The sequence below is a fragment of the Rhizobium leguminosarum genome (genome assembly GCF_001679785.1).
Lineage (GTDB): Bacteria > Pseudomonadota > Alphaproteobacteria > Rhizobiales > Rhizobiaceae > Rhizobium > Rhizobium leguminosarum_R.
The window spans coordinates 4,928,880-4,953,646 of record NZ_CP016286.1 but is presented as its reverse complement, the minus strand read 5'-3'; the positions used below and the strand labels follow the sequence as shown (position 1 = coordinate 4,953,646).

22 protein-coding genes, 1 tRNA gene and 1 pseudogene are annotated in these 24,767 nt (G+C 57.4%); 15 read left to right on the top strand and 9 right to left on the bottom strand.

What is annotated here, in order from left to right:
• Positions 1-165: 165 nt before the first annotated feature.
• The 4 genes from BA011_RS24055 to BA011_RS24040 all read right to left on the bottom strand — a co-directional run bounded on the left by BA011_RS24055 (position 166) and on the right by BA011_RS24040 (position 4,059).
• A complete protein-coding gene (locus BA011_RS24055; protein WP_065282284.1) occupies positions 166-582 on the bottom strand; it encodes an MAPEG family protein in 417 nt (138 codons plus the stop codon).
• A 163-nt stretch (positions 583-745) separates the two neighbouring features.
• Complete coding sequence (locus BA011_RS24050) at positions 746-1,300, bottom strand: hypothetical protein (protein WP_065282283.1); 555 nt, start codon at positions 1,298-1,300, stop codon at positions 746-748.
• A gap of 2 nt (positions 1,301-1,302) precedes the next feature.
• Positions 1,303-2,787 carry an IMP dehydrogenase gene (gene guaB, locus BA011_RS24045; protein ID WP_065282282.1) on the bottom strand — a complete coding sequence of 495 codons (1,485 nt, stop codon included), beginning with the start codon at positions 2,785-2,787 and terminating at the stop codon, positions 1,303-1,305.
• Between the two features lie 279 nt (positions 2,788-3,066).
• A complete protein-coding gene (locus BA011_RS24040; RefSeq protein ID WP_065282281.1) occupies positions 3,067-4,059 on the bottom strand; it encodes an MBL fold metallo-hydrolase in 993 nt (330 codons plus the stop codon).
• A 259-nt stretch (positions 4,060-4,318) separates the two neighbouring features.
• On the opposite strand from BA011_RS24040, the gene BA011_RS24035 reads away from it, so the two are divergent.
• A complete protein-coding gene (locus tag BA011_RS24035) occupies positions 4,319-5,743 on the top strand; it encodes a DHA2 family efflux MFS transporter permease subunit (RefSeq protein WP_065282280.1) in 1,425 nt (474 codons plus the stop codon).
• Between the two features lie 7 nt (positions 5,744-5,750).
• On the opposite strand, the gene BA011_RS24030 is transcribed toward BA011_RS24035, so the two are convergent.
• The 3 genes from BA011_RS24030 to BA011_RS24020 form a co-directional block, all read right to left on the bottom strand.
• The gene (locus BA011_RS24030) at positions 5,751-6,134 is read right to left on the bottom strand and encodes a VOC family protein (RefSeq protein WP_065282279.1); all 384 of its coding nucleotides are present in this window, start codon (positions 6,132-6,134) and stop codon (positions 5,751-5,753) included.
• 158 nt (positions 6,135-6,292) lie between these two features.
• Positions 6,293-7,012: an RlmE family RNA methyltransferase gene (locus tag BA011_RS24025; RefSeq protein WP_065282278.1), complete on the bottom strand. Its 720-nt coding sequence runs from the start codon at positions 7,010-7,012 to the stop codon at positions 6,293-6,295.
• Between the two features lie 14 nt (positions 7,013-7,026).
• The gene (locus tag BA011_RS24020; protein ID WP_065282277.1) at positions 7,027-8,595 is read right to left on the bottom strand and encodes a Ppx/GppA phosphatase family protein; all 1,569 of its coding nucleotides are present in this window, start codon (positions 8,593-8,595) and stop codon (positions 7,027-7,029) included.
• A 243-nt stretch (positions 8,596-8,838) separates the two neighbouring features.
• Between BA011_RS24020 and BA011_RS24015 the strand changes: the two genes are divergently transcribed.
• Both BA011_RS24015 and BA011_RS24010 read left to right on the top strand, forming a co-directional pair.
• Positions 8,839-8,912, top strand: a tRNA-Gln gene (locus BA011_RS24015).
• Between the two features lie 506 nt (positions 8,913-9,418).
• Positions 9,419-11,395: an acyltransferase family protein gene (locus BA011_RS24010; RefSeq protein ID WP_065282276.1), complete on the top strand. Its 1,977-nt coding sequence runs from the start codon at positions 9,419-9,421 to the stop codon at positions 11,393-11,395.
• 163 nt (positions 11,396-11,558) lie between these two features.
• On the opposite strand, the gene fcl is transcribed toward BA011_RS24010, so the two are convergent.
• Together fcl and gmd are read right to left on the bottom strand one after the other, a co-directional pair.
• Positions 11,559-12,512 (bottom strand): GDP-L-fucose synthase, encoded by a 954-nt coding sequence (gene fcl / locus BA011_RS24005; RefSeq protein WP_065282275.1) that lies wholly within the window; start codon positions 12,510-12,512, stop codon positions 11,559-11,561.
• On the bottom strand, positions 12,513-13,574 hold the full coding sequence (gene gmd / locus BA011_RS24000; protein WP_065282274.1) for a GDP-mannose 4,6-dehydratase: 1,062 nt from the start codon (positions 13,572-13,574) through the stop codon (positions 12,513-12,515).
• A gap of 180 nt (positions 13,575-13,754) precedes the next feature.
• Here gmd and BA011_RS42045 point away from each other — a divergent pair.
• From BA011_RS42045 to BA011_RS23945, 12 genes and pseudogenes are all read left to right on the top strand, one after another.
• A pseudogene (locus BA011_RS42045) lies at positions 13,755-13,880 on the top strand (NAD-dependent epimerase/dehydratase family protein); the annotation flags it as partial.
• Positions 13,881-14,278: 398 nt separating this feature from the next.
• Positions 14,279-15,475 carry a glycosyltransferase family 4 protein gene (locus tag BA011_RS23995; RefSeq protein WP_065282273.1) on the top strand — a complete coding sequence of 399 codons (1,197 nt, stop codon included), beginning with the start codon at positions 14,279-14,281 and terminating at the stop codon, positions 15,473-15,475.
• Positions 15,476-15,477: 2 nt separating this feature from the next.
• Entirely contained in the window at positions 15,478-16,413 is a 936-nt protein-coding gene (locus BA011_RS23990) for a glycosyltransferase (RefSeq protein WP_065282272.1), read from the top strand.
• Between the two features lie 28 nt (positions 16,414-16,441).
• The gene (locus BA011_RS23985; protein WP_017967130.1) at positions 16,442-16,876 is read left to right on the top strand and encodes a hypothetical protein; all 435 of its coding nucleotides are present in this window, start codon (positions 16,442-16,444) and stop codon (positions 16,874-16,876) included.
• Positions 16,873-17,982 (top strand): DegT/DnrJ/EryC1/StrS family aminotransferase, encoded by a 1,110-nt coding sequence (locus BA011_RS23980; RefSeq protein WP_065282271.1) that lies wholly within the window; start codon positions 16,873-16,875, stop codon positions 17,980-17,982. Before BA011_RS23985 ends, BA011_RS23980 begins: the two co-directional genes overlap by 4 nt.
• Positions 17,979-18,749 (top strand): class I SAM-dependent DNA methyltransferase, encoded by a 771-nt coding sequence (locus BA011_RS23975; protein WP_065282270.1) that lies wholly within the window; start codon positions 17,979-17,981, stop codon positions 18,747-18,749. The genes BA011_RS23980 and BA011_RS23975 overlap by 4 nt, the downstream gene beginning before the upstream one ends.
• A 15-nt stretch (positions 18,750-18,764) precedes the next feature.
• Complete coding sequence (locus BA011_RS23970) at positions 18,765-19,964, top strand: glycosyltransferase family 4 protein (RefSeq protein WP_237352526.1); 1,200 nt, start codon at positions 18,765-18,767, stop codon at positions 19,962-19,964.
• A gap of 84 nt (positions 19,965-20,048) precedes the next feature.
• Positions 20,049-20,927, top strand: a complete 879-nt coding sequence (locus BA011_RS23965; RefSeq protein ID WP_065282268.1) for an ABC transporter permease — start codon at positions 20,049-20,051, stop codon at positions 20,925-20,927.
• Positions 20,927-22,246 carry an ABC transporter ATP-binding protein gene (locus tag BA011_RS23960; protein ID WP_065282267.1) on the top strand — a complete coding sequence of 440 codons (1,320 nt, stop codon included), beginning with the start codon at positions 20,927-20,929 and terminating at the stop codon, positions 22,244-22,246. Before BA011_RS23965 ends, BA011_RS23960 begins: the two co-directional genes overlap by 1 nt.
• Positions 22,243-23,223 carry an NAD-dependent 4,6-dehydratase LegB gene (locus BA011_RS23955; RefSeq protein WP_065282266.1) on the top strand — a complete coding sequence of 327 codons (981 nt, stop codon included), beginning with the start codon at positions 22,243-22,245 and terminating at the stop codon, positions 23,221-23,223. The genes BA011_RS23960 and BA011_RS23955 overlap by 4 nt, the downstream gene beginning before the upstream one ends.
• Positions 23,216-23,929 (top strand): nucleotidyltransferase family protein, encoded by a 714-nt coding sequence (locus BA011_RS23950; protein WP_003545678.1) that lies wholly within the window; start codon positions 23,216-23,218, stop codon positions 23,927-23,929. The genes BA011_RS23955 and BA011_RS23950 overlap by 8 nt, the downstream gene beginning before the upstream one ends.
• The gene (locus BA011_RS23945; protein ID WP_065282265.1) at positions 23,922-24,767 is read left to right on the top strand and encodes an NAD-dependent epimerase/dehydratase family protein; all 846 of its coding nucleotides are present in this window, start codon (positions 23,922-23,924) and stop codon (positions 24,765-24,767) included. Before BA011_RS23950 ends, BA011_RS23945 begins: the two co-directional genes overlap by 8 nt.

The following is a 24,767-nucleotide window of genomic DNA, read 5'->3' as shown; positions in this document are numbered from 1 at the left end:
GGAATGACTCAACGTCGGGCGGCCATATTGCCGCCGATGCCGGCATCTTGCGTCGTCGGCCTGCAACACTTTGAATTGTTACATGATCTTATCCTGAGCTCGATCCCGACTTAAGGAGTTATGCAGCAGGTACGGGCAAGTGATGGGGCGGCGGCGCCTGCCGCCTCAGCTCATCACCATCCATGCGGCAAGCCAGATCCACATGGCGGCAAGCACCAGGTAACCGGCGGCGAAGATCGGGCTGCGATAACGCAGATCGTTGCTGGTGACATGGATGGCGGCGTGGGCGTAACGCAGGGCGACGAAGGCCCAGGCGAGGCCGAGGGCGACGAGATTGTCGGCCTCGGTAATATAGAGAAGAACGCAGCAGGCGTAGAAGAGCACAGGCAGTTCGAACTGGTTGGCGAGGCAGTTCTTGACGACCAGGCTTTCGGCCGGCTCGCCGCGGTTTTCGCGGTAATCCGATTTCGCGATGCTGCCGGCGCGGACCATCCTGGCGCGACGCATGCCCAGAAGCGCATAAAGACCATAGACCAGGGCCACATGGGCGAGGAGTGGCCAGAAGATTTGATAGCCGGTCATATGTTGGTCGTTTCCTTTCGGCTTCCGCTTTCGACGCGAGCATTAGCCGAAAGGGGAGCTGGATACCAGCATAGGGCAACGCCCCATCGGCACCTGCGTCGCTAAGGCACATCGGCGCAGGTATCCCGGCTTTTCGACATGGAGCTGGATGGAATACGGCGCCTCAGTCCTGGCGCGAAGAGAGCCAGCGCATGATGGCGAGCCGGGCGGCGACGATGAAGCAGATGGCAAGGCTTGCGAATTTCAATCGCGTCATCCAGGGCAGCAGGTATGTTGCAAGACCTGCATACGCGCCGTTGCCGAAGGCGATGAGGCTCGAGATATTCTCGCCATAGTCGGCGATGCCGTAGATGAACGGCAGCAGGTAGACCGCCTTGCTAATGACCGGATGCACCGATTGGCCGAACCACGAACCGACAGGACCGAGCTTGAGGAAGGCGAGGAACAGCAGCGCTGTCAGCAATGCCGGAAAGATCAGCTCCGGCCCGAAATACATGGCGCGCAGCAGCCTGGTCGCCGTCTCGTTCTCATCGAGCAGCTGCTGCATGTGGAAGACCGCAGACTCGTCGTAACCGGCGAAATAAGTATCGAGCACCGCCTGGCCGGTTTCGTGCTTGAAGGGAACGACGAAGCCGAAGGTCGTCCAGGCGAGCACGGCAAGGCAAAGGGCTGCGAGCAGCGCGACGATCCAGAGAGGAATCCCGCTGCCCGCCTTCATGATCAGAGGCCGGCGCCCGGATAATTCGGGCTCTCGCGGGTGATCGTCACGTCATGGGCGTGGCTTTCGCGAAGACCGGCACCGGAGATGCGCACGAAAGTCGCCCGCTCCTGGAAATCCTTCAGATCCTTGCCGCCAACATAGCCCATGGCCGCCTTGAGACCGCCGGCGAGCTGGTGGATGACGCCCGAGACCGGCCCCTTGTACGGCACCTGACCTTCGATACCCTCAGGCACGAGCTTCAGCGTGTCGCGCACTTCGGCCTGGAAGTAACGGTCGGCCGAGCCGCGGGCCATGGCGCCGACGGAGCCCATGCCGCGATAGGCCTTGAAGGAGCGTCCCTGGTAGAGATAGACCTCGCCCGGGCTCTCATCGGTGCCGGCAAGCAGCGAGCCGATCATGACGGCGGAAGCGCCGGCAGCGATCGCCTTGGCAAGATCGCCGGAGAACTTGATGCCGCCATCGGCAATAACGGGCACGTCCTGGTCATTCGCGGCCTGCACCGCCGACATGATGGCGGCGAGCTGGGGAACGCCGACGCCGGCAACGATGCGCGTCGTGCAGATCGAACCCGGACCGATACCGACCTTAACGGCATCCGCACCGGCATCGATCAGCGCCCTGGTGCCGTCGTAGGTGGCGACATTGCCGGCCATGATGCGCACCGAGTTGGAAAGCTTCTTGACGCGGGCGACCGCATCGAGGACGCGCTGCGAATGACCATGGGCGGTATCGACGACCAGAAGGTCGACGCCGGCCTCGATCAGGCGCTCGGCGCGCTCGAAGCCGTCATCGCCGACGCTGATCGCGGCAGCAGCGCGAAGCCTGCCCTGTGCATCCTTAGATGCGTTCGGGTTCAGCTGCGACTTCTCGATGTCCTTGACGGTGATCAAGCCGACACAGCGGCCTTCGGCATCGACGACCAGCAGCTTCTCGATTCGATGCGAATGCAGCAGGCGCTTGGCCTCCTGCTGATCGACGTTTTCCTTGACGGTGACCAGATTGTCCTTGGTCATCAGCTCATGGATCTTCTGTTCCTGATCGGAAGCGAAGCGGACGTCGCGGTTGGTCAGGATGCCGACGAGGCGGCCGGACTTCTCGACGACAGGGATCCCGGAGATGCGGTAGGACTTCATGAGGCCGAGCGCATCGGCAAGCGTCGCATCAGGGCCGATCGTCACCGGATTGACGACCATGCCGCTTTCGAATTTCTTCACTTGCCGGACCTGCTCGGCTTGTTCGATCGGCGTCAGGTTGCGATGAATGACGCCGAGGCCGCCGGCCTGGGCCATGGCGATCGCTAGACGGCTCTCGGTGACGGTATCCATGGCGGATGAAATGATCGGGATGTTGAGCTCGAAATCCCGGGCGATGCGGGTGGAGATATTCGTCTGGCCGGGCATGACCTCGGAATGTCCCGGCTGCAGCAGCACGTCGTCGAAGGTAAGCGCGTCTGCGCCGGTTGCCGTTTCAATGATGCGTGCCATGGCCAAATTCCTTCATTTAATAAAAATGCGACCCTGTCCGGAAACGAATCGTCCGCCCCGGCGGTCTGCATGGGTTGCTTGGAAGTTGGCGAGGGCTGGTAACACGTCTATGACAGGAAGGAAATAGCAAAAAGCCCGGCCTGCCCGCCGGGCTCGTCATGGGTGCCATGCGCCAGGAGCATTCCGGGAATAACGCTAAGCGATTTTCTGTCCAGAATTCTGTAAAAACAATATGTTATAGCGGTTCAGCGCTTCCGTGAAAGGCTGAACCGCTTCGGATCAGATGTCGAACTGATAGGTCTTCGGTACGAAGCGATAACCGCCATCCTGCCTCTCGACGAAGCCGACTGCCGGGAATGGCATGTGATAACCAAGGAAGGCGATCTTTTCGGTGGCGATCATCTCGAAAACCTTGCGGCGGGTGGCGGCTGCCTGCGTCTTGTCCATGTCGAAGCGCACCTCCCAATCCGGCCGCAGCAGCGACAGGATATAATGGTTGGCGGTATCGCCTGTGAGCACAAGGCGCTTGCCCTCGGATTCGACGTGGAACACCATATGCCCCGGCGAGTGGCCGGCCGCCAGCATCGCCGTTATGCCGGGTGCGACGCTATCACCGTCCTTAATAAAAGTGGTCTTCTCGGCGAGCGGCACGACATTGGCGAGCACCGCCTTGTGGCCGCCCTCGGCAGGTGTGCCCTCACGCGCCTTGTCCGACCAGAAATCATACTCCGCCTGGCCGACGACATAGCGGGCATTCTTGAAGGCAGCCGCGCCGTCTTCCATCAGGCCGCCAATATGATCGCCGTGCAGATGGGTGAGCGCCACCAGCGTGACGTCGTCGGCCGAATACCCCGCCGCCTTCAGGCCTTCGGCAAGCTGGCCGGCGCCGCGTGCGCGACCGCTCGCACCAAAACCGGTATCGACGAGGATGACATCCGAACCGGTATCGATGAGAGCTGGCGTATAGCCGTTCAGGAACTTGTCGGCCGGCAGGAAATTTGCGGAGAGCAACGCCTTGACCGTTTCGGGATCCTGATTGGTGCCGAAGGTTTCATAGGGTTTTTCTGAGATGTTGATGCCGTCGCGGACGACGGTGAACTTATAGGAACCGAGTTTGAATTGATTGATTTCGGGCAAAGGCGTGCCATCCATACTTCTATTTTCTCCAGTCGCGACCGCTTCGGCCTTATCTCTAAAAATTGCCGGCGCCGCAGCCAAGCCAAGGCCTGCGGCAAAAAGTGTGCGTCGCTTCATTCGCGTCGAAATTGTCATATATCCATTCTCCCATGATGTGCGGCTGCCGCCGCTCGGCCCCGATGACGTTTCCGGTCGAATTTCTTGCCCCGGCTGGGAAACCATATGTCAATGTTGATAGCCGACGTTGGCGGGCAAGCCGTCTCACGCAGACGTGAAGCAAACGTGTCATCGACCCGAATTGGGACCCGGATTGGGGGATTGGCAGAACGGGGAAGTGGGACTAAACAGCACGGGCCTTCCCACCTCCCATCCGCGCCCCTCAAGGCTCCCGCCTATGAATCGCATCGTCCCGCTGATCCTCGCCGTCGCCCTCTTCATGGAACAGATGGACTCCACCGTCATTGCAACGGCGCTGCCGGCGATCGCTAGGGATCTCAATGTCGGGCCGATCACGCTGAAGCTGGCGCTGACCTCCTACATGGTGGCGCTTGCGGTGTTCATCCCGGTCAGCGGCTGGATGGCCGACAGGTTCGGCGCCAAGAAGATCTTCCGCCTTGCCATCTCGGTCTTCGTCATCGGCTCGATCCTCTGCGCGATTTCGTCCAACCTCGTCGAATTCGTATTTGCCCGCTTCCTGCAGGGCATGGGCGGCGCGATGATGACGCCGGTCGGCCGCCTCGTGCTGGTGCGCACGACGCAGCGTAGCGACCTGGTCTCGGCCATGGCGCTGCTCACCATCCCCGCGCTTGTGGGCCCGCTCACCGGCCCGCCGCTCGGCGGTTTCATCACCACCTATTTCAGCTGGCACTGGATCTTTCTGATCAACGTGCCGGTCGGCATCATCGGCATCTGGCTTGCGACGATCTTTCTGCCGGAGGTGGAAGCGACGGCGCCGCCGCGGCTCGATGTCACCGGCTTCGTGCTGACCTCGCTATCGGCTGCGGGCGTCGTCTTCGGCCTGTCGGTGGTCAGTCTGCCGGCCCTGCCCCCGATCATCGGCGTCACCGCCACCTTGATCGGCCTCATCTGCGGCGTCCTCTACGTGCGCCACGCCAAGCGGCATCCGGCGCCGATCCTCAACCTCAACCTGTTCAAGAACCCGACCTTCCGGGCCTCCACCTTGGGCGGCATGCTCTTTCGCATTTGCGTCGGCGCCATGCCTTTCCTGACGCCGCTGATGCTCCAACTCGGCTTCGGGCTGACGCCGTTTCAATCCGGCCTCATCACCTTTGCCGGCGCGATCGGGGCAATCACCACCAAGTTCATGGCGAAACGCGTCTTCGCAGCCGCCGGGTTCCGCACGACGCTTCTCGGCGCGGCAATGGTAACGACCCTGGTGACTGTCGTCACCGGCCTGTTCACGCCGTCAACGCCGCATCTCGTCATCATCGGCGTGCTGCTGCTCGGCGGCTTCTCCCGCTCCTTCATGTTCACCGGCGTTAATGCGCTTGCCTTCGCCGATATCGAAGATGCGGAAGCCAGCCAGGCGACATCGATGAGCTCGGTGATGCAGCAGGTCAGCCTGGCGCTCGGCGTCGCGGTCGCCGCCGCGATCCTGGAGAGCTCGATCTATTTCCGCGGCGAAGCGTTGCAGGTGGCCGATTTCCACCTCGCTTTCTACATTATCGCCGGACTGACTGTCATTGCGACCATTCCCTTCATCCGGATGGACCGCAATGCCGGCGCAATCGTTTCCGGCCACCGCTCGAAGGCGATGACGGCCGCAACGGTTGAAGCCGAACATCAGGCGGTGAAATAGGGAGCCGCTAGTCCGGGCTTTCGCAGACGGCAGAGAGCTTGTTGCCGTCGAGATCACGGATATAGGCGGCATAGAAATGGGCGTGGTAGGAGCGCAGGCCGGGCTCGCCCTCATCCACGGCGCCTGCCGCGATCGCCGCGGCATGGAAGGCATCGACATCGGCCCGCGTTTCGGCCGCCAGCGCGACCATGGCGCCATTGCCTGAGGTCGCCCGGCGGCGATTGAACGGCGTCACCACCCAGAAGCGGCAGCGCGTATCGCCCTCGGCGGAATAACCGATTTCCTCTTCGGAAGAGCGTTGGCGGCGATAGCCGAGGGGAGACAGCACGGCATCGTAAAAATGCCCTGCACGATAAAGGTCGTTGGTTCCGAGCGTGACGTAAAGAAGCATGGGATCAGCGGTTCAAATCCTCACAGCGCCGCGCGTCCTTTCGGACACGCAAAGGACGCGGCAACGCTTTCCATTGCTGCCTATCTTATCCTTAAATCGACCTCGATTTAAGGAATTATGCAGTCGATCGCCATCATCCATCAGGACTGGCCCGAAGATCAAGCTTCTTCTGCTTCGCCTTCAACCTTGCGCCCCTTGAACCCCTTGGCCAGCAGGAACATCTCGACCGATTCGGCGCGCGACGAGTTCGGCTTGACATGGACGACCTGGCGAAAGTTCTGCTTGAGCATGGCCAGCAGCTCACGCTCGGTACCGCCCTGAAAAGTCTTGGTGAGGAAGTGCCCGCCTTCCCCCAGCACTTCGACGGCGAAATGGGCTGCGACTTCGCAGAGATGCATGGTGCGCAGATGGTCGGTGCGGTGGTGGCCGGTGGTGGGCGCCGCCATGTCTGATATGACGAGATCCGGTGTGCCGCCGACGGCCTCCAGCAGCTTTTCCGGCGCACTGGGATCGAGGAAATCGAGCTGCAGGATCTTGACCCCCGGCAGCTGGGTCATTTCAAGGAAATCGATCGCAGCCACCCGAATGTCATCATCTGTCGAGCCGGTGACCTTGGCGGCGATCTGCGACCAGCTGCCGGGGGCAGCGCCGAGATCGATGATGCGCCTGGCGCCACGCAGGATATGATGCTTCTCGTCGATCTCCAGCAGCTTGAAGGCAGCCCGGGCTCGATAGCCTTCGAGCTGGGCGCGCTGCACATAGGGATCGTTGATGTGGCGCTCCAGCCATTGCCGGGAAGAGGCCTTCATCTTCTTGTTCTTGACGCGCTGGCCGAGCTTGCGGCCGGTGCGGTTTCCCGCGATCGGTGCCTTGGTCATGCCTATTCCTTATCTCACGATCTCACGCGCTGGCCGCGGCGGTTGCGATTGCGCCGCCACACGCCGTCATCGGCCATCATGTCGGTGAGCAGGCCTTCCCTCAAGCCGCGATCGGCAACGCGCATGCGCGGGCTCGGCCAGCGGCGGCGGATCGCCTCGAGAATCGCGCAGCCGGCCAGCACCAGATCGGCCCGGTCAGGCCCGATGCAGGGATTGGCGGCACGGCTTGCGAAATCCCAGGAGAGGAGCTTTGCCTGCATGGCGGAGACCTCATCGTCGGACAGCCAGATGCCATCGACCTTGCGCCGGTCATAACGCGGCAGGTCGAGATGGACGCCGGCAAGCGTCGTCACCGTGCCCGATGTGCCGATCAGGTGAAAGTCACCGGTCTGGGCGACCTCGATCTCCGGGCAATCGAAGCTTCCAAGCATGCCTTCGACTTCGCGCACCATGCCTTCGAAAGCCTCCGGCGTGACGTCGTGCCCGCCATGGCGCTCCGACAGCGTCACGACGCCGACCGGCAACGAGGTCCAGTGGGTGATGTGATTGGCAAGGCGGCTGAAGCGATTGTCGCCGATGCGGATGACGGCAATCTCCGACGAGCCGCCGCCGATATCGAAGAGCACGACGGAGCGTGTTTCGCGACCGACCAGCGACGAGCAGCCGGAGACGGCAAGCCGCGCCTCTGTCTCTCGATCGATAATCTCGAGCGCGAGGCCGGTTTCGGCAACGACCCGGCTGAGGAATTCCTCGCCATTGACGGCCTGGCGGCAGGCTTCGGTGGCGATCAGCCGCATGCGGCTGATCTGCCGGTTCCTCAGCTTGGAGGCGCAGATCCTCAGCGCCTCGATCGCCCTCTCCATCGCCTCATCCGACAGACGGCCGCTGGCCGCAAGGCCTTCGCCGAGGCGCACGATGCGGGAAAAAGCATCGACAACGCGGAATTGACCCGGACGAGTCGGCTGGGCAATGAGGAGACGGCAATTGTTGGTGCCGAGATCGAGGGCGGCATAGAGCTCCTCCGGCCACACATGCTCGCCGGCCGGACGATCCCCCTGATGCCCGGGATGGGACTGGCCTTCCTGGCGGCCCCTGCGGGAGGCGCTCGCGCCATTCAGTGTTTCACGCAGTTCGGCCCTGAGCACCGTTTCTTCTGAGCGGCGTTCCTGTTGCGGGGAACCTGATGGTTTTGCCGGTGTCAGCGGCCGGCCCTGCAGACCGCGCTTGCCGCGGTGTTTGCGGCGGTTGCGACGGCTCGGCGCTGAATCGCTATCGGCACGGACGGCATTGCCTGCCGTTGCCGTCTGTTCCATTGCCTGGGGGAGAGGTGAACCGTCCTGCACAGCACCATGGCCACCACGACGGCGACGCTTGCGCTTGCGGGCCGGATTCCCGGCTGCATCTTCCATCGGGCGCGCAGGCTGTCCGGCACCGCCGGAAGGCTCATGCGAAGCGGGATGAGCCGCGTTGCGGGATTGCCCGCCACGCTTGCCCTTGCGGCGCCTGGACTTCTTGCCGTCCTTGCGCCCTGCCGCCGACGCCCCGTCAAATTGCGGCTTTGCGCCGCCTTCGGGGTCTTCCACGTTGTTTTTCCACCGCGCCGCGCAAGTCTTGAGATATGCAGCAGGCGCTCATTCGATTTTTGCGTTGCGGCAAGAATATCAGCGCCGGCCGAAATCGCCAAATTCTTTTTTGGACCAAGGGATTTGCAGCGGTTTCACCTTTCCGCGGCAGCACCGATTTTTTTCAAAACAGCTATTTGCAATTCCCCGGCTTTTGGTTATAAGCGCCGCACACCAGCCGACCGCCAGCCGGTTCGCTTATGCTGGGGAATAGTTCAATGGTAGAACGACGGACTCTGACTCCGTTAATCTTGGTTCGAATCCAGGTTCCCCAGCCAATATTTCACTGAGCGATTGATTTTACGGCAAAAACGGGTTTGCTTTTATCTGCCCTCCCGTCCCTTCCGATGCCTGCTTCCTTTTCGCTGCCCTGATCACTTGGATCGACGGGCGCAGGATGTCAGCGAAATCCGACATCGTGTCTCGGGCGAGCATCTTGCAGCATCTACGCATTACACCCGCCCATTTCGATTTTTGTTGATTTCGGGCGCGCCGTGGTGGCAGCGATGGTAGGCGCTATTGGCGTCGGCCTGACGTCCTCTCGCTTCTGGAACGGGCCGTAGACAAAATTGGTCAGCGACTGGGAAAACAAATACAAACTAGTGAGGGTTCCGGAATGCTGATTTACAACAGCGCAGAAAATAAAGATTGAAATCGGCCCCGCCCACAAATCTTTTATCAGGTCATACTGTTCCCCTCCAAGATCTCTGTGTTAGGCAGCCAAAAAGCGCCATTCTTGCGCGCGACAAAGTTACGCTCTCGATATCGAAGGCAGGCGCTAGCATTGAAGGTTTACAGACCAGAGATCGATGGCTTAAGAGCCATATCGGTGATCGCGGTTATTCTGTATCACGCCGAGTTCACGGTTGCCGGCCACACGTTGCTGCGAGGCGGATACATCGGCGTCGATGTGTTTTTTGTGATCAGCGGCTTTCTGATTTCCCAAATCTTGTTGACAGAAATCGAAGCAACCGGGCGTATTGATTTCCTTAAGTTCTACGCTCGGCGTGCGCGAAGAATTCTTCCTGCGTTGTTCGCAGTCATTTTCGCGACAATTCCTTTCGCATATTACCTTTTATTACCATCGGAACTGCTGGATTACGCGAATTCCATAGGTTCGACGCTCCTATTTGGATCGAATATCTATTTTTATTTTACTGCGGCTCAGTACGGGGAGCCCAATACCCTTCTCAAGCCTTTTCTTCACACCTGGTCGTTGAGCGTCGAAGAGCAGTTCTATATCGGGTTCCCGCTCTTATTGCTGATCACACGCCGATACCTGAAATCAAGGTTTTTGCCATGCGTGTTGCTCGTGGCGTCCCTCAGCTTTGTATTGTGTGTGGTGACGGTACGGTATGATCAGCAGCAGGCCTTCTACTCGCCACTCACCCGGACCTGGGAACTGCTGGCCGGAACACTTCTCGCCTATCACCAGGTGAGGCGCGGACGAACTCGCCCTCGGCCGTTACTCGCGGCGGCCGGGCTTGTCCTCGTTGTTGGTTCACTGATCTTGTTCAGAAAGGACACGGTTCATCCCGGCGTGTTGACTGTGATCCCAGTCATCGGGACCTGTCTGGTGCTCGCATTTGCCGGTCATCAGGACGCAGTCGGGCGCCTGTTGGCTTCTCGACCGGCGGCGCTCACCGGACTGGTATCCTACTCTTTATATTTGTGGCATTACCCGGTCTTCGCCTTCTTGCGGCTGACAAGCTTGAATCTCAACAACGGCGATAAGCTCCTCGCCATCGCAGCGACGGTCTTGGTCGCGGTCGTGAGCTTTGTCGTTATCGAAAAGCCCCTTCGCCACACCAGGAGAAGCCGCGCTCTCTGGATCACCCTGAGCTCATCAGTTGCAACCATCACGGCTGCAGTTGTGTCAGCAATCTCTATGGCCGGTTTTCCTCACAGGTTGGATCAAATTTATCCACCTCTCGCGCAGGCGAACGAAGCACGGCTCGAAAGCACTTTTCTAAGCTTGAACAACAACATTCAAGCTGCGAAGCCCATTATCTTCATAATTGGGGACTCGCACGCCAGAAACTGGTCGATCGCGCTGAAAAATTACATCGACATCGACCGATATCAAGTCGTGGCAGTCAGCTACTTAAACTGCATGGTAGAGATCAAGAACGATATTGTCAGCGCCCCCTCTCGCGCCAGCATTTACGATAAATACTGCATTCCCTTTGAAAAATTTATCAACGACAAGTCATTGCTCAGCCGAACGAAAGCGATCTTCCTCACGAGCCTTCGGCCGTTCGAGTACACCGTCAACCCCTTCAGGTTTGAGCTTCTTTCCTGGATGAAAAGCCACTCGGATGACGCGCGAGTTTTCGTTTTCGGAAATTATTTCCAGCTCGACGAATTACACTCGTGCCTGGGGCTCATGTTTCAGAGAAAATCCGATGCCTCTATATGCCTGCGGGAAGCGACCTATCCGCCGGCCAACCAGCCTTTAGAGCAACTGCCATTTTTCCCATCCAATCTAGCGTTCACCTACGTCGATATCGTCAAGCTTCACTGCGATTACGACAAGGAGAAATGCCTCACGAGCAGCAGGGGTGTTCCGTTCATCACAGACTGGAACCATCTGACAGCAGAATTTCTGACGACCCTGATTGGTGACATTCTGGAAAAGAGAACCGCCGACCTAAGGGGCGACGGTCTCCTCGATTTCCTGGTACCGCCGCACGCCAGGCAATCCGAACGAACTGCAAGTTCTCAGCCGAACGCTGGTCGAACGTCTTCCGCTTCTCCATGAGATTGAGCGGACAGGCGCCGGGAACGACGGTGAACTTGGTGTTCAAGTCCGGACTTTCGGCATACCCCATCGTCTCGATCAAGGGTAGCAGCCACGTCGGCTACAGCTGACGGCTCACACGTCACGCCAATCGCCGGCCTTTGGAGTTCTGGATGCCCGACAGCTATTGTCGCGCCACGGCGGCGTTTCCTTCGAACTGCAGAAACCAATCATACACGGCGCGGATACCTTCCTCCAGCGAGATGCGTGGCTTCCAGCCCATGTTCTTCAGCTTGTCGGTGCTCATGAGCTTACGCGGCGTCCCGTCAGGCTTGGAGAGGTCGTGGGCAATTTTTCCTTCGTAACCGACAACGCGGCAAACCAACCGCGCGAGCTCGATGATTTCAATGTCCTCTCCCGAACCGACATTGACGTGCTGCGCGTCCGAATAGTTCTTCAACAGAAAAACCAGCGCATCAGCGCAATCGTCAACGTGGAGGAATTCCCGTCGTGGCTTTCCGGTTCCCCAGATGGCAATTTCGGATGCCCCCGTCACCTTTGCGAGGTGCGCCTTGTGAATTAGCGCCGGCAGAACGTGACTTGATTGCAGATCGAAATTATCGCCCGGACCATAGAGGTTGGTGGGCATGGCAGAAATATAATCGCGTCCGTGCTGCTTGCGGTAGGCGTCGGCCAGCTTGATCCCGGCAATCTTGGCGACAGCATACCACTCGTTGGTCGGCTCAAGCGGTCCGGTCAGAAGCGCATCTTCAGAAATCGGCTGCGGCGCGAATTTAGGATAAATGCAGCTTGAGCCCAGAAACAGAAGCCTGTCGACGCCGTTACGATGCGCGGCTTCGAAAATATTGGCCTCAATAATCAGGTTATCGTAGAGGAAATCGGCCGGGAAGGTATCGTTCGCAAGAATACCGCCAACCTTTGCAGCAGCGAGGATGATCGCATCCGGTCTGTTCGTCTGGACGAATCTCTCGACCTCGTCCTGCCGTTTGAGATCAAGCTCCTGTCGCGTTGCCGTGATGACAGTACAGTTTTCTGAGTGAAGCCTGCGCACAAGCGCGCTGCCGACCATCCCGCGATGACCGGCGACCCAGATTTTCTTGTTGGACAGGTCGGACACTCAGATCTCTCTCCGGCTGTTTTGAGCCTTCCAGTGCTTGACATCCTCCCGCACCATTTCGGCGGCGAGTTCGCGAACCGGAGTCTTGTGGTGCCAGCCCAATTTCTGACGTGCCTTGGTCGGGTCGCCAAGCAATAGGTCGACTTCCGTCGGGCGGAAATACCGCGGGTCGATTTCCACAAGGCAGGCACCGGACGCGGCGTCATAACCCTTTTCGTCGACGCCGGACCCCTTCCACTCCAAAGCAATGCCCACGTCGGCAAAAGCCCACTCCACAAACTGGCGGACACTCGTCGTCTCACCGGTCGCCAAGACGTAGTCATCCGGCTTGTCCTGCTGCAGCATGCGCCACATGCCCTCGACATATTCACGCGCGTGGCCCCAGTCACGCTTGGCGTCGAGATTGCCGAGGAAAAGCTTATCCTGCCGCCCCAGATGGATGGCAGCCACCGCCATCGTGATCTTGCGCGTGACGAAGGTTTCGCCGCGAAGCGGGCTTTCGTGATTGAAAAGAATGCCGTTCGACGCATGCATGCCGTAGGCCTCGCGATAATTCACGACGATCCAGTAGGCATAGAGCTTGGCTGCGGCATAGGGAGAACGCGGGTAAAAGGGCGTCTTCTCGTTCTGCGGCACTTCCTGCACAAGACCGTAGAGTTCCGAGGTCGATGCCTGGTAGAATCGGGTCTTTTCCTCGAGCCCCAGGATACGGATCGCTTCGAGCAACCTCAACGTCCCGACGCCATCGGCATCCGCCGTATATTCAGGCGTTTCGAAGCTGACACCCACATGGCTTTGTGCGGCAAGATTGTAGATTTCATCGGGCTGCGTCTGCTGCACGATCCGCAGCAGGTTGGTCGAGTCGATCATATCGCCATAGTGGAGAATGAAGCGAGGATGTGCCTCATGCGGATCCTGATAGATATGTTCGATGCGGCCGGTATTAAAAGACGAGGACCGCCGCTTGATACCGTGCACCGTATAGCCCTTGCTCAGAAGCAATTCGGCCAAATAGGCACCATCCTGACCAGTCACCCCAGTAATAAGCGCGGTTTTTGTCATTTTTTCACATCGTCTTTCGATACAATCTTCGGGTCGTGTTTATGGAAACGGCCGAACGAGTGCAACCCCCATGTAACTGTAGCCAGGCCGGCGAAATGAGCATCGTCGATCTCTTCGGCTGACGTGAGACTGGCACAATGAGACTAGAGCTTTCATTTGTCAGATGTCCAAGGGGTAAATATGATCCTGGTGACGGGAGGAGCCGGCTTCATCGGTGCGAATTTCGTGCTTGCGCTTCACGATGAACCAGTCGTCAACCTCGATGCGCTCCCCTGTGCCGGCAATCTTGAAAACCTTACCTCCGTGATGGCCATTCAAGCACCATAGAAGAAATTGTCGATCACTGTCTCAAGATTGCAACGACACCCTTCAAACAGGTCCAAATTTGCCTTGTGACCGGGCCGTTGTGGGTGTTGTCGTGATCGCAGGATATGCTAAGGCCAATACCAGGAATTAATTAGGTGCAACTGAATGGATGACGCGGATGGCCCCTCGCGCCAATTGGTGAGAGCGCCCTTTTGCGGATCTCCGTGACGATCAATTCGTGACAGCATCCGCTGGCTGCGACCCTTTACAAAGGGGACGAGAAATTGAGGAGCGAGATCCGCTGTGTCAGATTATCTGTGAAAAACGACGCGGTTCTCCGGCCTGATCGAAATGTGAAGTAGCCGTCCGCTGGCGCGGAGGCTGAGGTTAGTCAAAGCATGAAAATTTGCATCTTGTTAGAAAACCCGATTCAGGTCGGTGGCGGATTCAATCAAGCAATCAATGCGATCGTACAACTCCAGCGTATCATCGGAAAACAGCATGAGGTCGTGGCTTTCACGACGATCAAAGCCAATCTGCAGCATCTCAAGCGGCTTGGAGTTCCCGCAGAATACCTGCCTGTCCCCGGAAGGCTATCTCGAATTGCACTCGCCGTGTTGCGCCGCTTAAGCCGCAAGGAAATTGGCAAAGCGTGGATGGCAAACAAAATCGAAAATGCGCTGCTGAAAGCGGGCATGGATCTGGCGTATTTCGTTACCCATTCCTCAACTCCGAACTATTTCCGCAAGCTCAACTACATCACGACCGTCCTTGATCTCTGTCATCGGGACGATCTCGAATTTCCGGAAGTGAGCTCCGATGGCAGATTCGAAGAACGCGAGCGGCACTTTTCCACATGCCTGCCACGTGCCGTCGCCGTCATGGTGGCATCACATCAGCTCCTGAAGAGGATTGTCGTTCGCTACGGAGTTGACGAAGAGCGCATGATTGCGATGCCGTTCGAGCCCTCTCCGTTCTTAGGTGAAGCGCATTCGATCGATCGCACAGCCGTGCTCGGCAATTACGGGCTGAGGGATGGCTATTATTTCTATCCGGCGCAATTCTGGCCTCATAAGAACCATATACGCATTCTTGAAGCGGTCTCGTTGTTAAAGCAAAAGACGGCCGTTAATTCCGACATACGCGTGGTCTTTTCGGGTGCGGACCGCGGTAATTTGGCCCGGATCAAGCAGCAAGCGCAGCGGTTAGGCGTCTCTGACAATGTGACGTTTCTCGGCTTTGTGCCGGTCGATCACATGCGCGCGCTTTACGAAGGCGCTCTGGCCGTCGTGATGTCGACTTATTTTGGCCCGACCAATCTACCGCCGTTGGAAGCCTGGGCAGTCGGCCGCCCGTTGATCTATTCGGCGCACCTCAATGAAGAGGTCGGCGATGCAGCGTTGTTTGCCGACGCTAATGACGCAGAGCAGTGGGCCGACGCAATGTTGCGCATTCGGGATCCTGCGGTGGCAGTTGATCTGATCGAAAAAGGGCGTAAGCAGCTAAAAGCGATCGACACGGAGCGGCTCGAAGCCGAGACCCTATTCGTACATAGACTCGAGCAATTTGCGCAACGCAGGAAATGCTGGGAATAATCATGGAATGCGCACCAGTCATACTTTTTGTCTTCAATCGTCCCATGCATATGGCACGGACCGTCGCTGCATTGCAGGCAAACGAATTGGCGGAACAGACGCCGCTGTTCATTTTTTGCGACGGTCAGCGCAATGAAAAAGAAGCGGAGCGCGTGCGCCAGGTCCGTGAACAGGCAAAGACGGTAACGGGTTTCAAGTCGGTCACCGTCGTCGAACGTGAAAGAAACTATGGCCTTGCAGGTTCTATCATCGATGGGGTTGGGCGCCTGTGCGAACAATATGGCCGCGTCATCGTCGTCGAGGATGACCTGATAACCTCGCCTGACTTCTTGCGCTATATGAACCAGGGGCTGGATCTTTATGCAGATGAGGAGCGCGTCGCCAGCATTCACGGTTACGCCTATCCAGTCCCCAATGACGATGCTCCCGAGAGCTATTTCCTACGTGGGGCGGACTGTTGGGGATGGGCCACGTGGGCCCGGGCATGGAAACATTTCGAACCCAATGGGGCTAAGCTTCTGATAGGCCTGAAAGAGAAAGGCCTTGCCAAAGCTTTCGACTACGATGGGAACGCCTTTTTCCTGGCGATGCTGCGCAATCAAGTCAAAGGCAAGAATCAATCTTGGGCGATCAGGTGGCATGCCAGCGCTTATCTGGACAATATGCTCACCCTCTACCCTCGCCAGAGCCTTGTGGAGAACTCAGGGTTTGACGACAGCGGAGTCCACTGCAGCGATGTCGATTATTACGCCGGCAACCTCGGGCATGCGCCGGGGAAATTGCAAAAGATCCCCGTTGAAGTTAACGAACAAATGCGACTGCGCGTGTTGGGCTTTTTCGCAAAGATGCGCCGCCAGCGGATGAATGATTTTTACAAGCTCGTATTCTCGGCCGGGGTCAAGCGCATACGCAAAGTAGTCGGTTTGGCGGCATCCTGACGCATCGGTCGATTTGGGAAAGAGAAACATGATAGAAAAGATCACGAACGGTGGCGAACTGCAGGCCATGATATTGCGGTCGAACTACACGTTCGATGGTATCCAATTTTTCACGCCGGACGAATTTTCGCAGCAACTTGCCTATATGAAGCGACCGACTGGCTATGTCATCCAACCCCACGTTCACAATGCCGTTGCGCGCGAGGTCCTCTATACGAAGGAAGTCCTGCTTATAAAGTCGGGCGTTGTCCGCGTGGACTTCTATTCCGACGCGCAGGAATACTACGAAAGCGCGATCCTGCGCGCAGGCGACGTCATACTGCTCGCCTTCGGCGGACATGGTTTTGAAATTATCGAAGAAGCTGAAATCATCGAAGTCAAGCAGGGGCCTTACGCCGGGGAATCCGACAAGACGCGATTTGTACCGTCAGTGCGGGAACTGAAGATAAAGGGTGCCGAATGATTCCGGTTAATGAACCGCTGCTGAATGGTAACGAGAGCAAGTATCTGCTGGAATGTATCGAGACCGGCTGGATTTCCTCCGAAGGCCCCTTCATCACACGTTTTGAGCGTGAGTTTGCCGCGACTGTCGGGCGCAAGCACGCAATCGCCGTTGCGAACGGTTCGATGGCTCTCGACGCTGGCATGATGGCACTTGGCCTGGAGGAAGGCACTGAGGTCATCATGCCGTCATTCACGATCATTTCCTGCGCCGCAGCCATCGTGAGAGCTGGTTGTGTGCCGGTTGCGGTGGACTCGGATCCTCTAACCTGGAATATCGATCCGACGAAGATCGAAGCAGCTATTACGCCGAAGACGGGCGCCATCATGGTGGTGCATATCTATGGCCTGCCCTGCGATATGGCCGCGATCAACGAGATCGCCCGCCGCCACAACCTCAAGATCATCGAAGACGCTGCAGAAATGCATGGCCAGACATATAACGGCCAGCCTTGCGGCAGTTTCGGCGATGTCAGCATTTTCAGCTTCTATCCCAATAAGCACATTACCACAGGCGAAGGTGGCATGATCGTCACCGATTCCGACGCCCTCGCCGACAGATCCCGGAGCCTGCGAAATCTCTGCTTCCTGCCTGCCCGCCGCTTCGTTCACGAGGAACTCGGCTGGAATATGCGTATGACGAATATGCAGGCGGCTCTGGGTTGCGCGCAGCTTGAGCGCCTTCCGGAATTCGTCGAGCGCAAACGTGCGATGGGCAGACTGTATACCGAGCTGCTTCAGGATCTGCCCGGCATTCAACTGCCGTTGCCTGAGGCAAGCTATGCCCGGAATATCTATTGGGTCTATGGCATCGTGCTGAAGGACGAGATCGATTTCGACGCAGCCGAAGCGATGAAACGATTGGCGGCTAAAGGCGTAGGCTGCCGTCCGTTTTTCTGGCCGATGCACGAGCAGCCCGTTCTGCAGAAGATGGGCTTCTTCAAGGATGCAGATCTTCCCGTCGCCGCAAAGCTTGCGCGCCGCGGCTTCTATATTCCAAGCGGCATGGCGCTGAGGGAAGATCAAATTCGCGAAGTCGCGGGTATCGTAGCGGAGGTCATCCGTTGACGACCAGTTTCGGATTGTACTCCCAGTATTACGACCTTCTCTATAAGGACAAGGATTACGAGGGCGAAACAGCTTATGTGAAAGCTCTGCTGGAGCGTTATGCCACCGGCCCAATCTCGCAGATTCTGGAGCTAGGCTCCGGCACCGGCATTCACGCCGAGAAGATCGCAGAAGCCGGATATGGGGTGCTGGGGGTAGAGCTGTCGGAAACCATGCTTGCGGCGGCCATGCCGAAGGCGGCACAGTCGGGCGGCAAACTTGATTTCACGCTGGGCGATGCACGCACATTCCGGACGGATCGGCGATTCCAGGCGGTCATCTCCCTTTTTCATGTTCTGAGCTATCAGACGTCCGATGCCGATCTCGAAGCGATGATGGAGACTATTTCCCATCATCTCGAAGATGGCGGAATTTTCATATTCGACTTCTGGTACGGACCAGCAGTCCTTTGGCAGCGGCCGAGTACCCGCGTCAAACGCTTGGAAAACGATGAGATTTCCGTCGTTCGCGTCGGAGAGTCGGTCGTTCATGACGCCGAGAACGTCGTGGATGTCAATTACACGATCTTCGCGACGGAGAAGCTGAGCGCCAAGACCGAAATGGTTTGCGAAACCCACCGCATGCGCTACCTCTTCCTGAACGAGATAGACCGCCTCCTGACGAATGCGGGGATGAGCCGTGTGATTGCCGAAGAGTGGATGTCCGGTTCGACTCCGGGGACCGAAACCTGGGGCGTCTGTGTCGTAGCGCGCAAGAACGCGGGCTGACTGTTGGCGATACATTTGGACAGCCGAATTACCTTGCGTCGGAAGAGGATTGGTTTCTATCTCGGAGTAGGCCGCCATGCTGGTGGTATGTTCCAGTACGCGCAAAGCCTCGTGCAGGCCCTGTCTTCAATCAACGGCACGGACGTGGAGGTCATCGTTGCCTATGGGGACGAAGCCTGGCGCTCTGAACTTGATGCCAGCCCGCTGAAGGCCGTGCCGCTGCAGCACTGGAAGCGGGGCGAGACACTTGCCAAGCTGTTCATGGCTCTGCCCGGCTCCGTAGCGCGTGTCGTCGCGAGATGGGTGAACCCGCTTGTGCAGGAGTTGGCATCTCTCCAATGTGATCTGTGGATTTTCCCGGCTCAAGACGCCCTGACCTGGCAGATCAAGGAGCCCTCGATCGCAACCATTCACGATTTGATGCACAGATACGAACGCAGCTTCCCGGAAGCCGGAAGCTGGTTGCGCTTTCAGCTGAGAGAAAGCCGGTTTCGTCACCTTGCGAACCAGAGTGCTGCCGTGCTCGTCGATTCCGAAACCGGGCGGCGGCATGTCATGGAAAGCTACGGCACGCCAGAAGATCACATGTATCCGCTGCCTTATATCGCTCCGAACTATCTTACGGATTCGGTTGAGACGCCCGCCTTCGCCGAACGATACCGACTTCCGGAAAAATTCTATTTTTATCCGGCGCAATTCTGGCCTCACAAGAATCACTTGCGGCTTATAGAAGCGCTGGCAGCCGCGCGCGCGACTCATTTGGACATGGAACTGGTCTTGGCGGGCAACACACAGCGCGAATATGCGGCCGTCAAAGCGATGGCAAGCGAGCTTGGGCTATCCCAAGCTGTTCACTTCGTCGGTTATGTGCCGGATTCGGATCTGGCTGGGTTTTATCGTCGTGCCAGAGGGTTGGTCATGCCGACTTTTTTCGGCCCGACAAACATCCCGCCTCTTGAAGCGATGGTCTGTGGCTGTCCCGTCTTGATCTCAGACAAGTATGGAATGCGTGAACAGTGCGGTGACGCAGCGCTTTATTTCTCGCCCCAATCCGTTGAGGAAATACAAAGAGCGATGAGCCGCCTGTGGGAAGACGAAGCCCTATCTTCCGTTTTGATCAAAAAGGGACTTGAAAGAGCTTCCTTGTGGAAGCAAGAGGATTTCGACCACCGTCTAAAAGACATTTTGGGGCGTGTCCTCGCTAAAGTCGCGTGATACATGGGTTGCTCCACGCAACCCCCTCAGGCCTTAGAAGATATGGCGCGGCTGACCGCTAACGGAGAGTTTGAGCATACTGATATGACAGGTCACCTGACGAAGCGGGAAAGCGAGATCGGAACCGAATCCTGGGATATAATCATCAGGCCGTCCGGCAAGACAGGCGTCGGGCTGACGGCTGCGTGGAAATATCGTGAACTTATCTGGATGTTCTTTAAAAGGGATTTCACGACTTTCTACAAACAAACCGTGCTTGGACCGGTTTGGTATCTCATACAACCGACACTGACGACGATCACCTATTACATCGTCTTCGGAAAGATTGCCAATCTCTCCACCGATGGAATTTCCCCGCTTGTTTTTTATATGTCCGGCACCATTATCTGGAATTATTTCTCAGCTTGCCTCACCAATAACTCAGAAACATTTTCGAAAAACTCGAACTTGTTTGGAAAAGTGTATTTCCCCCGGCTAGTCGTACCACTCGCAGTCGCGATGAGCGGCCTGGTCGCATTTGCCATCCAATTCACGCTTCTGCTTACAATCTCTTTTGTCCTCTGGCTTAGCCAGGATGGAATAGTGATCAACTTGCGTTTCGTTTTGGCGACACCGCTGATTTTGCTCTATGTTGCGACGCTTGGTGTGGGCGCGGGGCTCGCGGTTTCCGCGCTGACAGTCCGATATCGCGATCTGGTTTACGCCGTCGGTTTCGTGGCTCAACTTTGGATGTATGCGACACCCGTCGTCTACTCCTACAGCCAAATTCCGGAACGATATCAATGGTTTTATCATCTGAATCCGATGACGACACCGGTTCAGCTATTTCGCTGGGCATTGTACGACGCGTCGCCGCTCCCACTTAGCGTTTGCCTGGCGAATGTGACCGCCACCCTGGTGATTATGATTGGCGGTTTGATACTTTTCGCACGGGCCGAGGCAACCGCTATGGATACGGTCTGATGAATGAAATCGTTGTACGCGCCGAGAATGTAAGCAAGCATTATCGGCTGGGAATCATCAATCACGGTACCTTATATCGCGACCTTCAAAGCTGGTGGGCGCGGCGCCGTAACCTGCCTGACCCAAATGTCTCCATGTCGGATTACGCATCCGACCGAAAGAACAAGGCTCGCCTCAACAACGATATTTTCCATGCCCTCGACGACGTCTCTTTCGAGATTTCCCGCGGCGATATCGTTGGCGTCATCGGCCGCAATGGTGCAGGAAAATCGACCCTTCTGAAGCTGATGTCTCGCATAACGCGCCCGACCTCGGGCTACATTGGCATTCGAGGCCGGATTGCGAGCCTGCTGGAAGTTGGAACCGGGTTCCACCCCGAGCTCACGGGGCGTGAAAATGTTTACCTGAACGGCGCCATTCTCGGAATGACGCATGCCGAGGTCCGCAGGAAATTCGATGAAATCGTTGAGTTCGCAGAAATCGGTGAGTTCATCGATACCCCAGTCAAACGGTACTCTTCGGGCATGTATGTCCGGCTTGCCTTTTCCGTTGCGGCACATCTCGACCCTGAAATACTTCTTGTCGATGAGGTTCTTGCAGTTGGTGATGTCAACTTCCAGAACAAATGCATGGGCCGAATGCAGGAGGTGACCAAGGCGGGTCGGACAATCATGTTCGTCAGTCATAATATGACGGCGGTGAGCAGTCTTTGCCCCCAGTCCATTCTGCTGTCCGACGGACAGGTGGCTGCCATTGGCAGCACCTCAGATGTCATACGCGCTTACTTCGACCGACCCGAGCTTAATGGGAAGATGCATTTTGAAGCGGCTCCCCAGGATATCGACGGCAAGGCCGTAATATGTCGCCTTTCCATCAAAAATGAAGACGGCGAGATCGCTCAAACCGTTGAGCTTACAAAGAACTTCATCATCGAGGTTGAGTATGAGCTGCGGGAGCCGTTAACGGGACTGTCAGTCGGACTGCAGGTCATGATGGAGGATGGCTACTCCTCCGTCATCAGCCTATCTGATCCGGAACTCGATGTAAGCCGCCTCGACGCCAGACCTCCAGGTTATTATCGGGCGCAAGTCGTCATTCCGGCCGGCTTGTTGAACACCGGAACCTTTTATCTCCGCGCGGGCATTTCCAGCCGTTTTTCGATCTATTCGGTGGTTGAAGGCATACGATTCGAAGTCGAAGACAATGTCGGGATCATCCAGATGCTGGGCCAGCAACGAAAACCATCAATTTCGGCGATCCAACTGCCTTGGGATGTAAAGATGCTCTACCGCCGCGATTCTGAGGGCCTATTGAAATGAAGAAAGTACTTGTGACCGGAGCGGACGGCTTCATCGGCTCTCACCTCGTTGAAACCCTGATAAAGGCAGGCGTCGAAGCCCGCGCCCTTTGCCAGTACAACTCGTTTTCCAGCTGGGGCTGGCTGGACCAGTCTGAATACCGCGGCAAGTTCGAGGTCATTCTTGGAGACGTTCGCGACCCAGCACAAATGCGTGCCGTCGCTAAAGGCGTTGACACGATATTTCATCTGGCCGCGCTCATCGCTATTCCCTATTCCTATCAGGCGCCGTCCAGCTATGTGGACACCAACATTAATGGCACGTTGAATGTCCTTCAGGGCGCTCTCGATGCCGGCGTTGGCCGTGTCATCCAGACCTCGACCAGCGAGGTCTACGGAACGGCTCGCTTTGTCCCAATCAGCGAAAGTCATCCGCTGCAGGCACAGTCGCCCTATTCGGCGTCAAAAATCGCTGCTGACGCGATGGCATACAGTTATCATTCGAGTTTTGACCTACCGGTGACGATCGCACGGCCTTTCAACACTTTCGGCCCACGACAATCTGCAAGGGCGGTTATTCCGACTGTGATTTCACAGCTTCTGAGTGGACGGACGACGCTGAAGCTTGGTGCGCTCTCGCCCACCCGGGATTTCAATTTCGTGCAGGATACATGCGACGGCTTTCTGGCGCTCGCTGCCTGCGACGAAGCCATCGGACAGACGGTCAATATCGGCTCCGGCAGCGAGATATCGATCGGCGATACCGTTCGGCTGATCGCTGATATCATCGGCGTCAGCGTCGAGATCGAATGCGATGAACAGCGTTTGCGTCCGGCAAACAGCGAAGTGGAACGTCTGTGCTGCGACAACAGCCTGATCAGGTCTCTGACAGGATTTTCGCCGCGTTACAGCTTGGAAGATGGTCTGAAAGCGACGATCGACTGGCTGCGTCAGCCGCAGAATCTGGCGAGATACAAGGCGGATATCTTCAATGTCTAGGCGCGCAGTCATTCTGGCAGGCGGAATGGGGACGCGGTTGCGGCCCTATACTGTCGTGCTTCCAAAGCCTCTGATGCCGATCGGCGACTATCCTATTCTTGAGGTGATCATTCGTCAGCTGATATCAGGCGGATTTCAGCATATAACACTTGCCGTCAACCACCAGGCCGAGCTGATCAAGGCTTTCTTCCAGGATGGCGACAAGTGGGGTGTACGCATCGACTATTCGCTCGAGGACGAACCTCTTGGCACCATGGGGCCGCTGCGGCTGATAAAGGATCTGCCGGAGAATTTCCTGGTGATGAACGGCGACATTCTGACGGATCTCAACTATGCCGATTTTCATGATGCTCACGTCCGCGACGGGAATATATTCACGATCTCGTCCAAGACGCGTCAGCATCGCATAGACTATGGCGTTCTTGACACCGGCGAGGCCGGGCTGCTGACCGGTTTTCGAGAGAAACCGACGGCCGAATACAAAGTCAGCATGGGCGTCTACATGGTGTCTTCGAGGGCCGTCGAGCACATACCACAAGGTGGTGCCTACGGCTTTGATCAGTTGATGCTTGATCTTCTTGCGGCCGGCAAGCCGGCCACGGTTCGAGATTTTGCAGGCTATTGGCTCGATATCGGACGGCCTGACGATTATGCCTTGGCGATCGAGCAGTTCGAATCCATGCGGTCCAGGTTCTTGAATGGTTGATGCCATCGTCACCGGTGCTGGCGGTTTTCTCGGGAGCCGTCTGGTCAGACGGCTCAAGGAGGCCGGTTTTGACGTGCTTGCGCTTGACCGAACACATGGAGATATAAGCGAAGAGCAGGTTTGGCAGGAGCTTCCGGCGGCGCGCACGCTGTTTCACCTTGCCGGCAGGACATTCGTCCCGGATAGCTGGAGCCAAGGCCCGAGCTTCATGGCCGCCAACGTTCTCGGAACGCAACACGCTTTGAGCTGGTGCAAGCGACACAAGGCCAAACTCGTGTTCGCAAGCGCCTATATCTACGGGGTGCCCGAGCGGCTGCCGATCCATGAAAGCGATCCGGTCAGGCCGAACAACCCTTACGCTCTCTCCAAACATCTTGCCGAACAGCTTTGTGAGTTCGCCGCCACGCACGAGCAGATACCGGTGGTTGCACTGCGTCTTTTCAATATATATGGCGCAGGGCAGCGACCCGAATTTCTGATACCGACGCTTGTGAACCGGATACGGGCGAAGCAGGAAATACAGGTCCTGGATCTCAGTCCCCGGCGTGACTATATCTTCGTTGAAGATGTCCTGAGCGCCTTTGCCAAGGCCATGGACGTCGTGGAAGGCTACCATTGCATCAATATCGGCTCCGGAATGTCGTATTCGGTGCAGGAAATAATCGACATCTTGCAGGAAGCTGCCGGCACTGATCTACCTGTAGTGTCATCTTGCACAGTTCGGCGGAATGAAATACCTGACGTGCGGGCCGATATCTCGCGGGCTCGCGCCGTTCTCGGATGGCGGCCGGAATGGGATCTGCCGGCCGGGATGCGCGCGATGATGAAGGAGTCGTAA

Excerpts from the sequence above, each read along its gene's own strand:
- BA011_RS24040 (WP_065282281.1), bottom strand. The coding sequence starts at position 4,059 with ATGACAATTTCGACGCGAATGAAGCGACGCACACTTTTTGCCGCAGGC.
- BA011_RS23950 (WP_003545678.1), top strand. The coding sequence starts at position 23,216 with ATGTCTAGGCGCGCAGTCATTCTGGCAGGCGGAATGGGGACGCGGTTG.
- BA011_RS23955 (WP_065282266.1), top strand. The coding sequence starts at position 22,243 with ATGAAGAAAGTACTTGTGACCGGAGCGGACGGCTTCATCGGCTCTCAC.
- BA011_RS23945 (WP_065282265.1), top strand. The coding sequence starts at position 23,922 with ATGGTTGATGCCATCGTCACCGGTGCTGGCGGTTTTCTCGGGAGCCGT.
- BA011_RS24035 (WP_065282280.1), top strand. The coding sequence starts at position 4,319 with ATGAATCGCATCGTCCCGCTGATCCTCGCCGTCGCCCTCTTCATGGAA.
- BA011_RS23985 (WP_017967130.1), top strand. The coding sequence starts at position 16,442 with ATGATAGAAAAGATCACGAACGGTGGCGAACTGCAGGCCATGATATTG.
- BA011_RS24055 (WP_065282284.1), bottom strand. The coding sequence starts at position 582 with ATGACCGGCTATCAAATCTTCTGGCCACTCCTCGCCCATGTGGCCCTG.
- BA011_RS23980 (WP_065282271.1), top strand. The coding sequence starts at position 16,873 with ATGATTCCGGTTAATGAACCGCTGCTGAATGGTAACGAGAGCAAGTAT.
- BA011_RS23990 (WP_065282272.1), top strand. The coding sequence starts at position 15,478 with ATGGAATGCGCACCAGTCATACTTTTTGTCTTCAATCGTCCCATGCAT.
- BA011_RS24050 (WP_065282283.1), bottom strand. The coding sequence starts at position 1,300 with ATGAAGGCGGGCAGCGGGATTCCTCTCTGGATCGTCGCGCTGCTCGCA.
- BA011_RS24025 (WP_065282278.1), bottom strand. The coding sequence starts at position 7,012 with ATGACCAAGGCACCGATCGCGGGAAACCGCACCGGCCGCAAGCTCGGC.
- BA011_RS23965 (WP_065282268.1), top strand. The coding sequence starts at position 20,049 with ATGACAGGTCACCTGACGAAGCGGGAAAGCGAGATCGGAACCGAATCC.
- BA011_RS23995 (WP_065282273.1), top strand. The coding sequence starts at position 14,279 with ATGAAAATTTGCATCTTGTTAGAAAACCCGATTCAGGTCGGTGGCGGA.
- BA011_RS23960 (WP_065282267.1), top strand. The coding sequence starts at position 20,927 with ATGAATGAAATCGTTGTACGCGCCGAGAATGTAAGCAAGCATTATCGG.
- guaB (WP_065282282.1), bottom strand. The coding sequence starts at position 2,787 with ATGGCACGCATCATTGAAACGGCAACCGGCGCAGACGCGCTTACCTTC.
- gmd (WP_065282274.1), bottom strand. The coding sequence starts at position 13,574 with ATGACAAAAACCGCGCTTATTACTGGGGTGACTGGTCAGGATGGTGCC.
- BA011_RS24030 (WP_065282279.1), bottom strand. The coding sequence starts at position 6,134 with ATGCTTCTTTACGTCACGCTCGGAACCAACGACCTTTATCGTGCAGGG.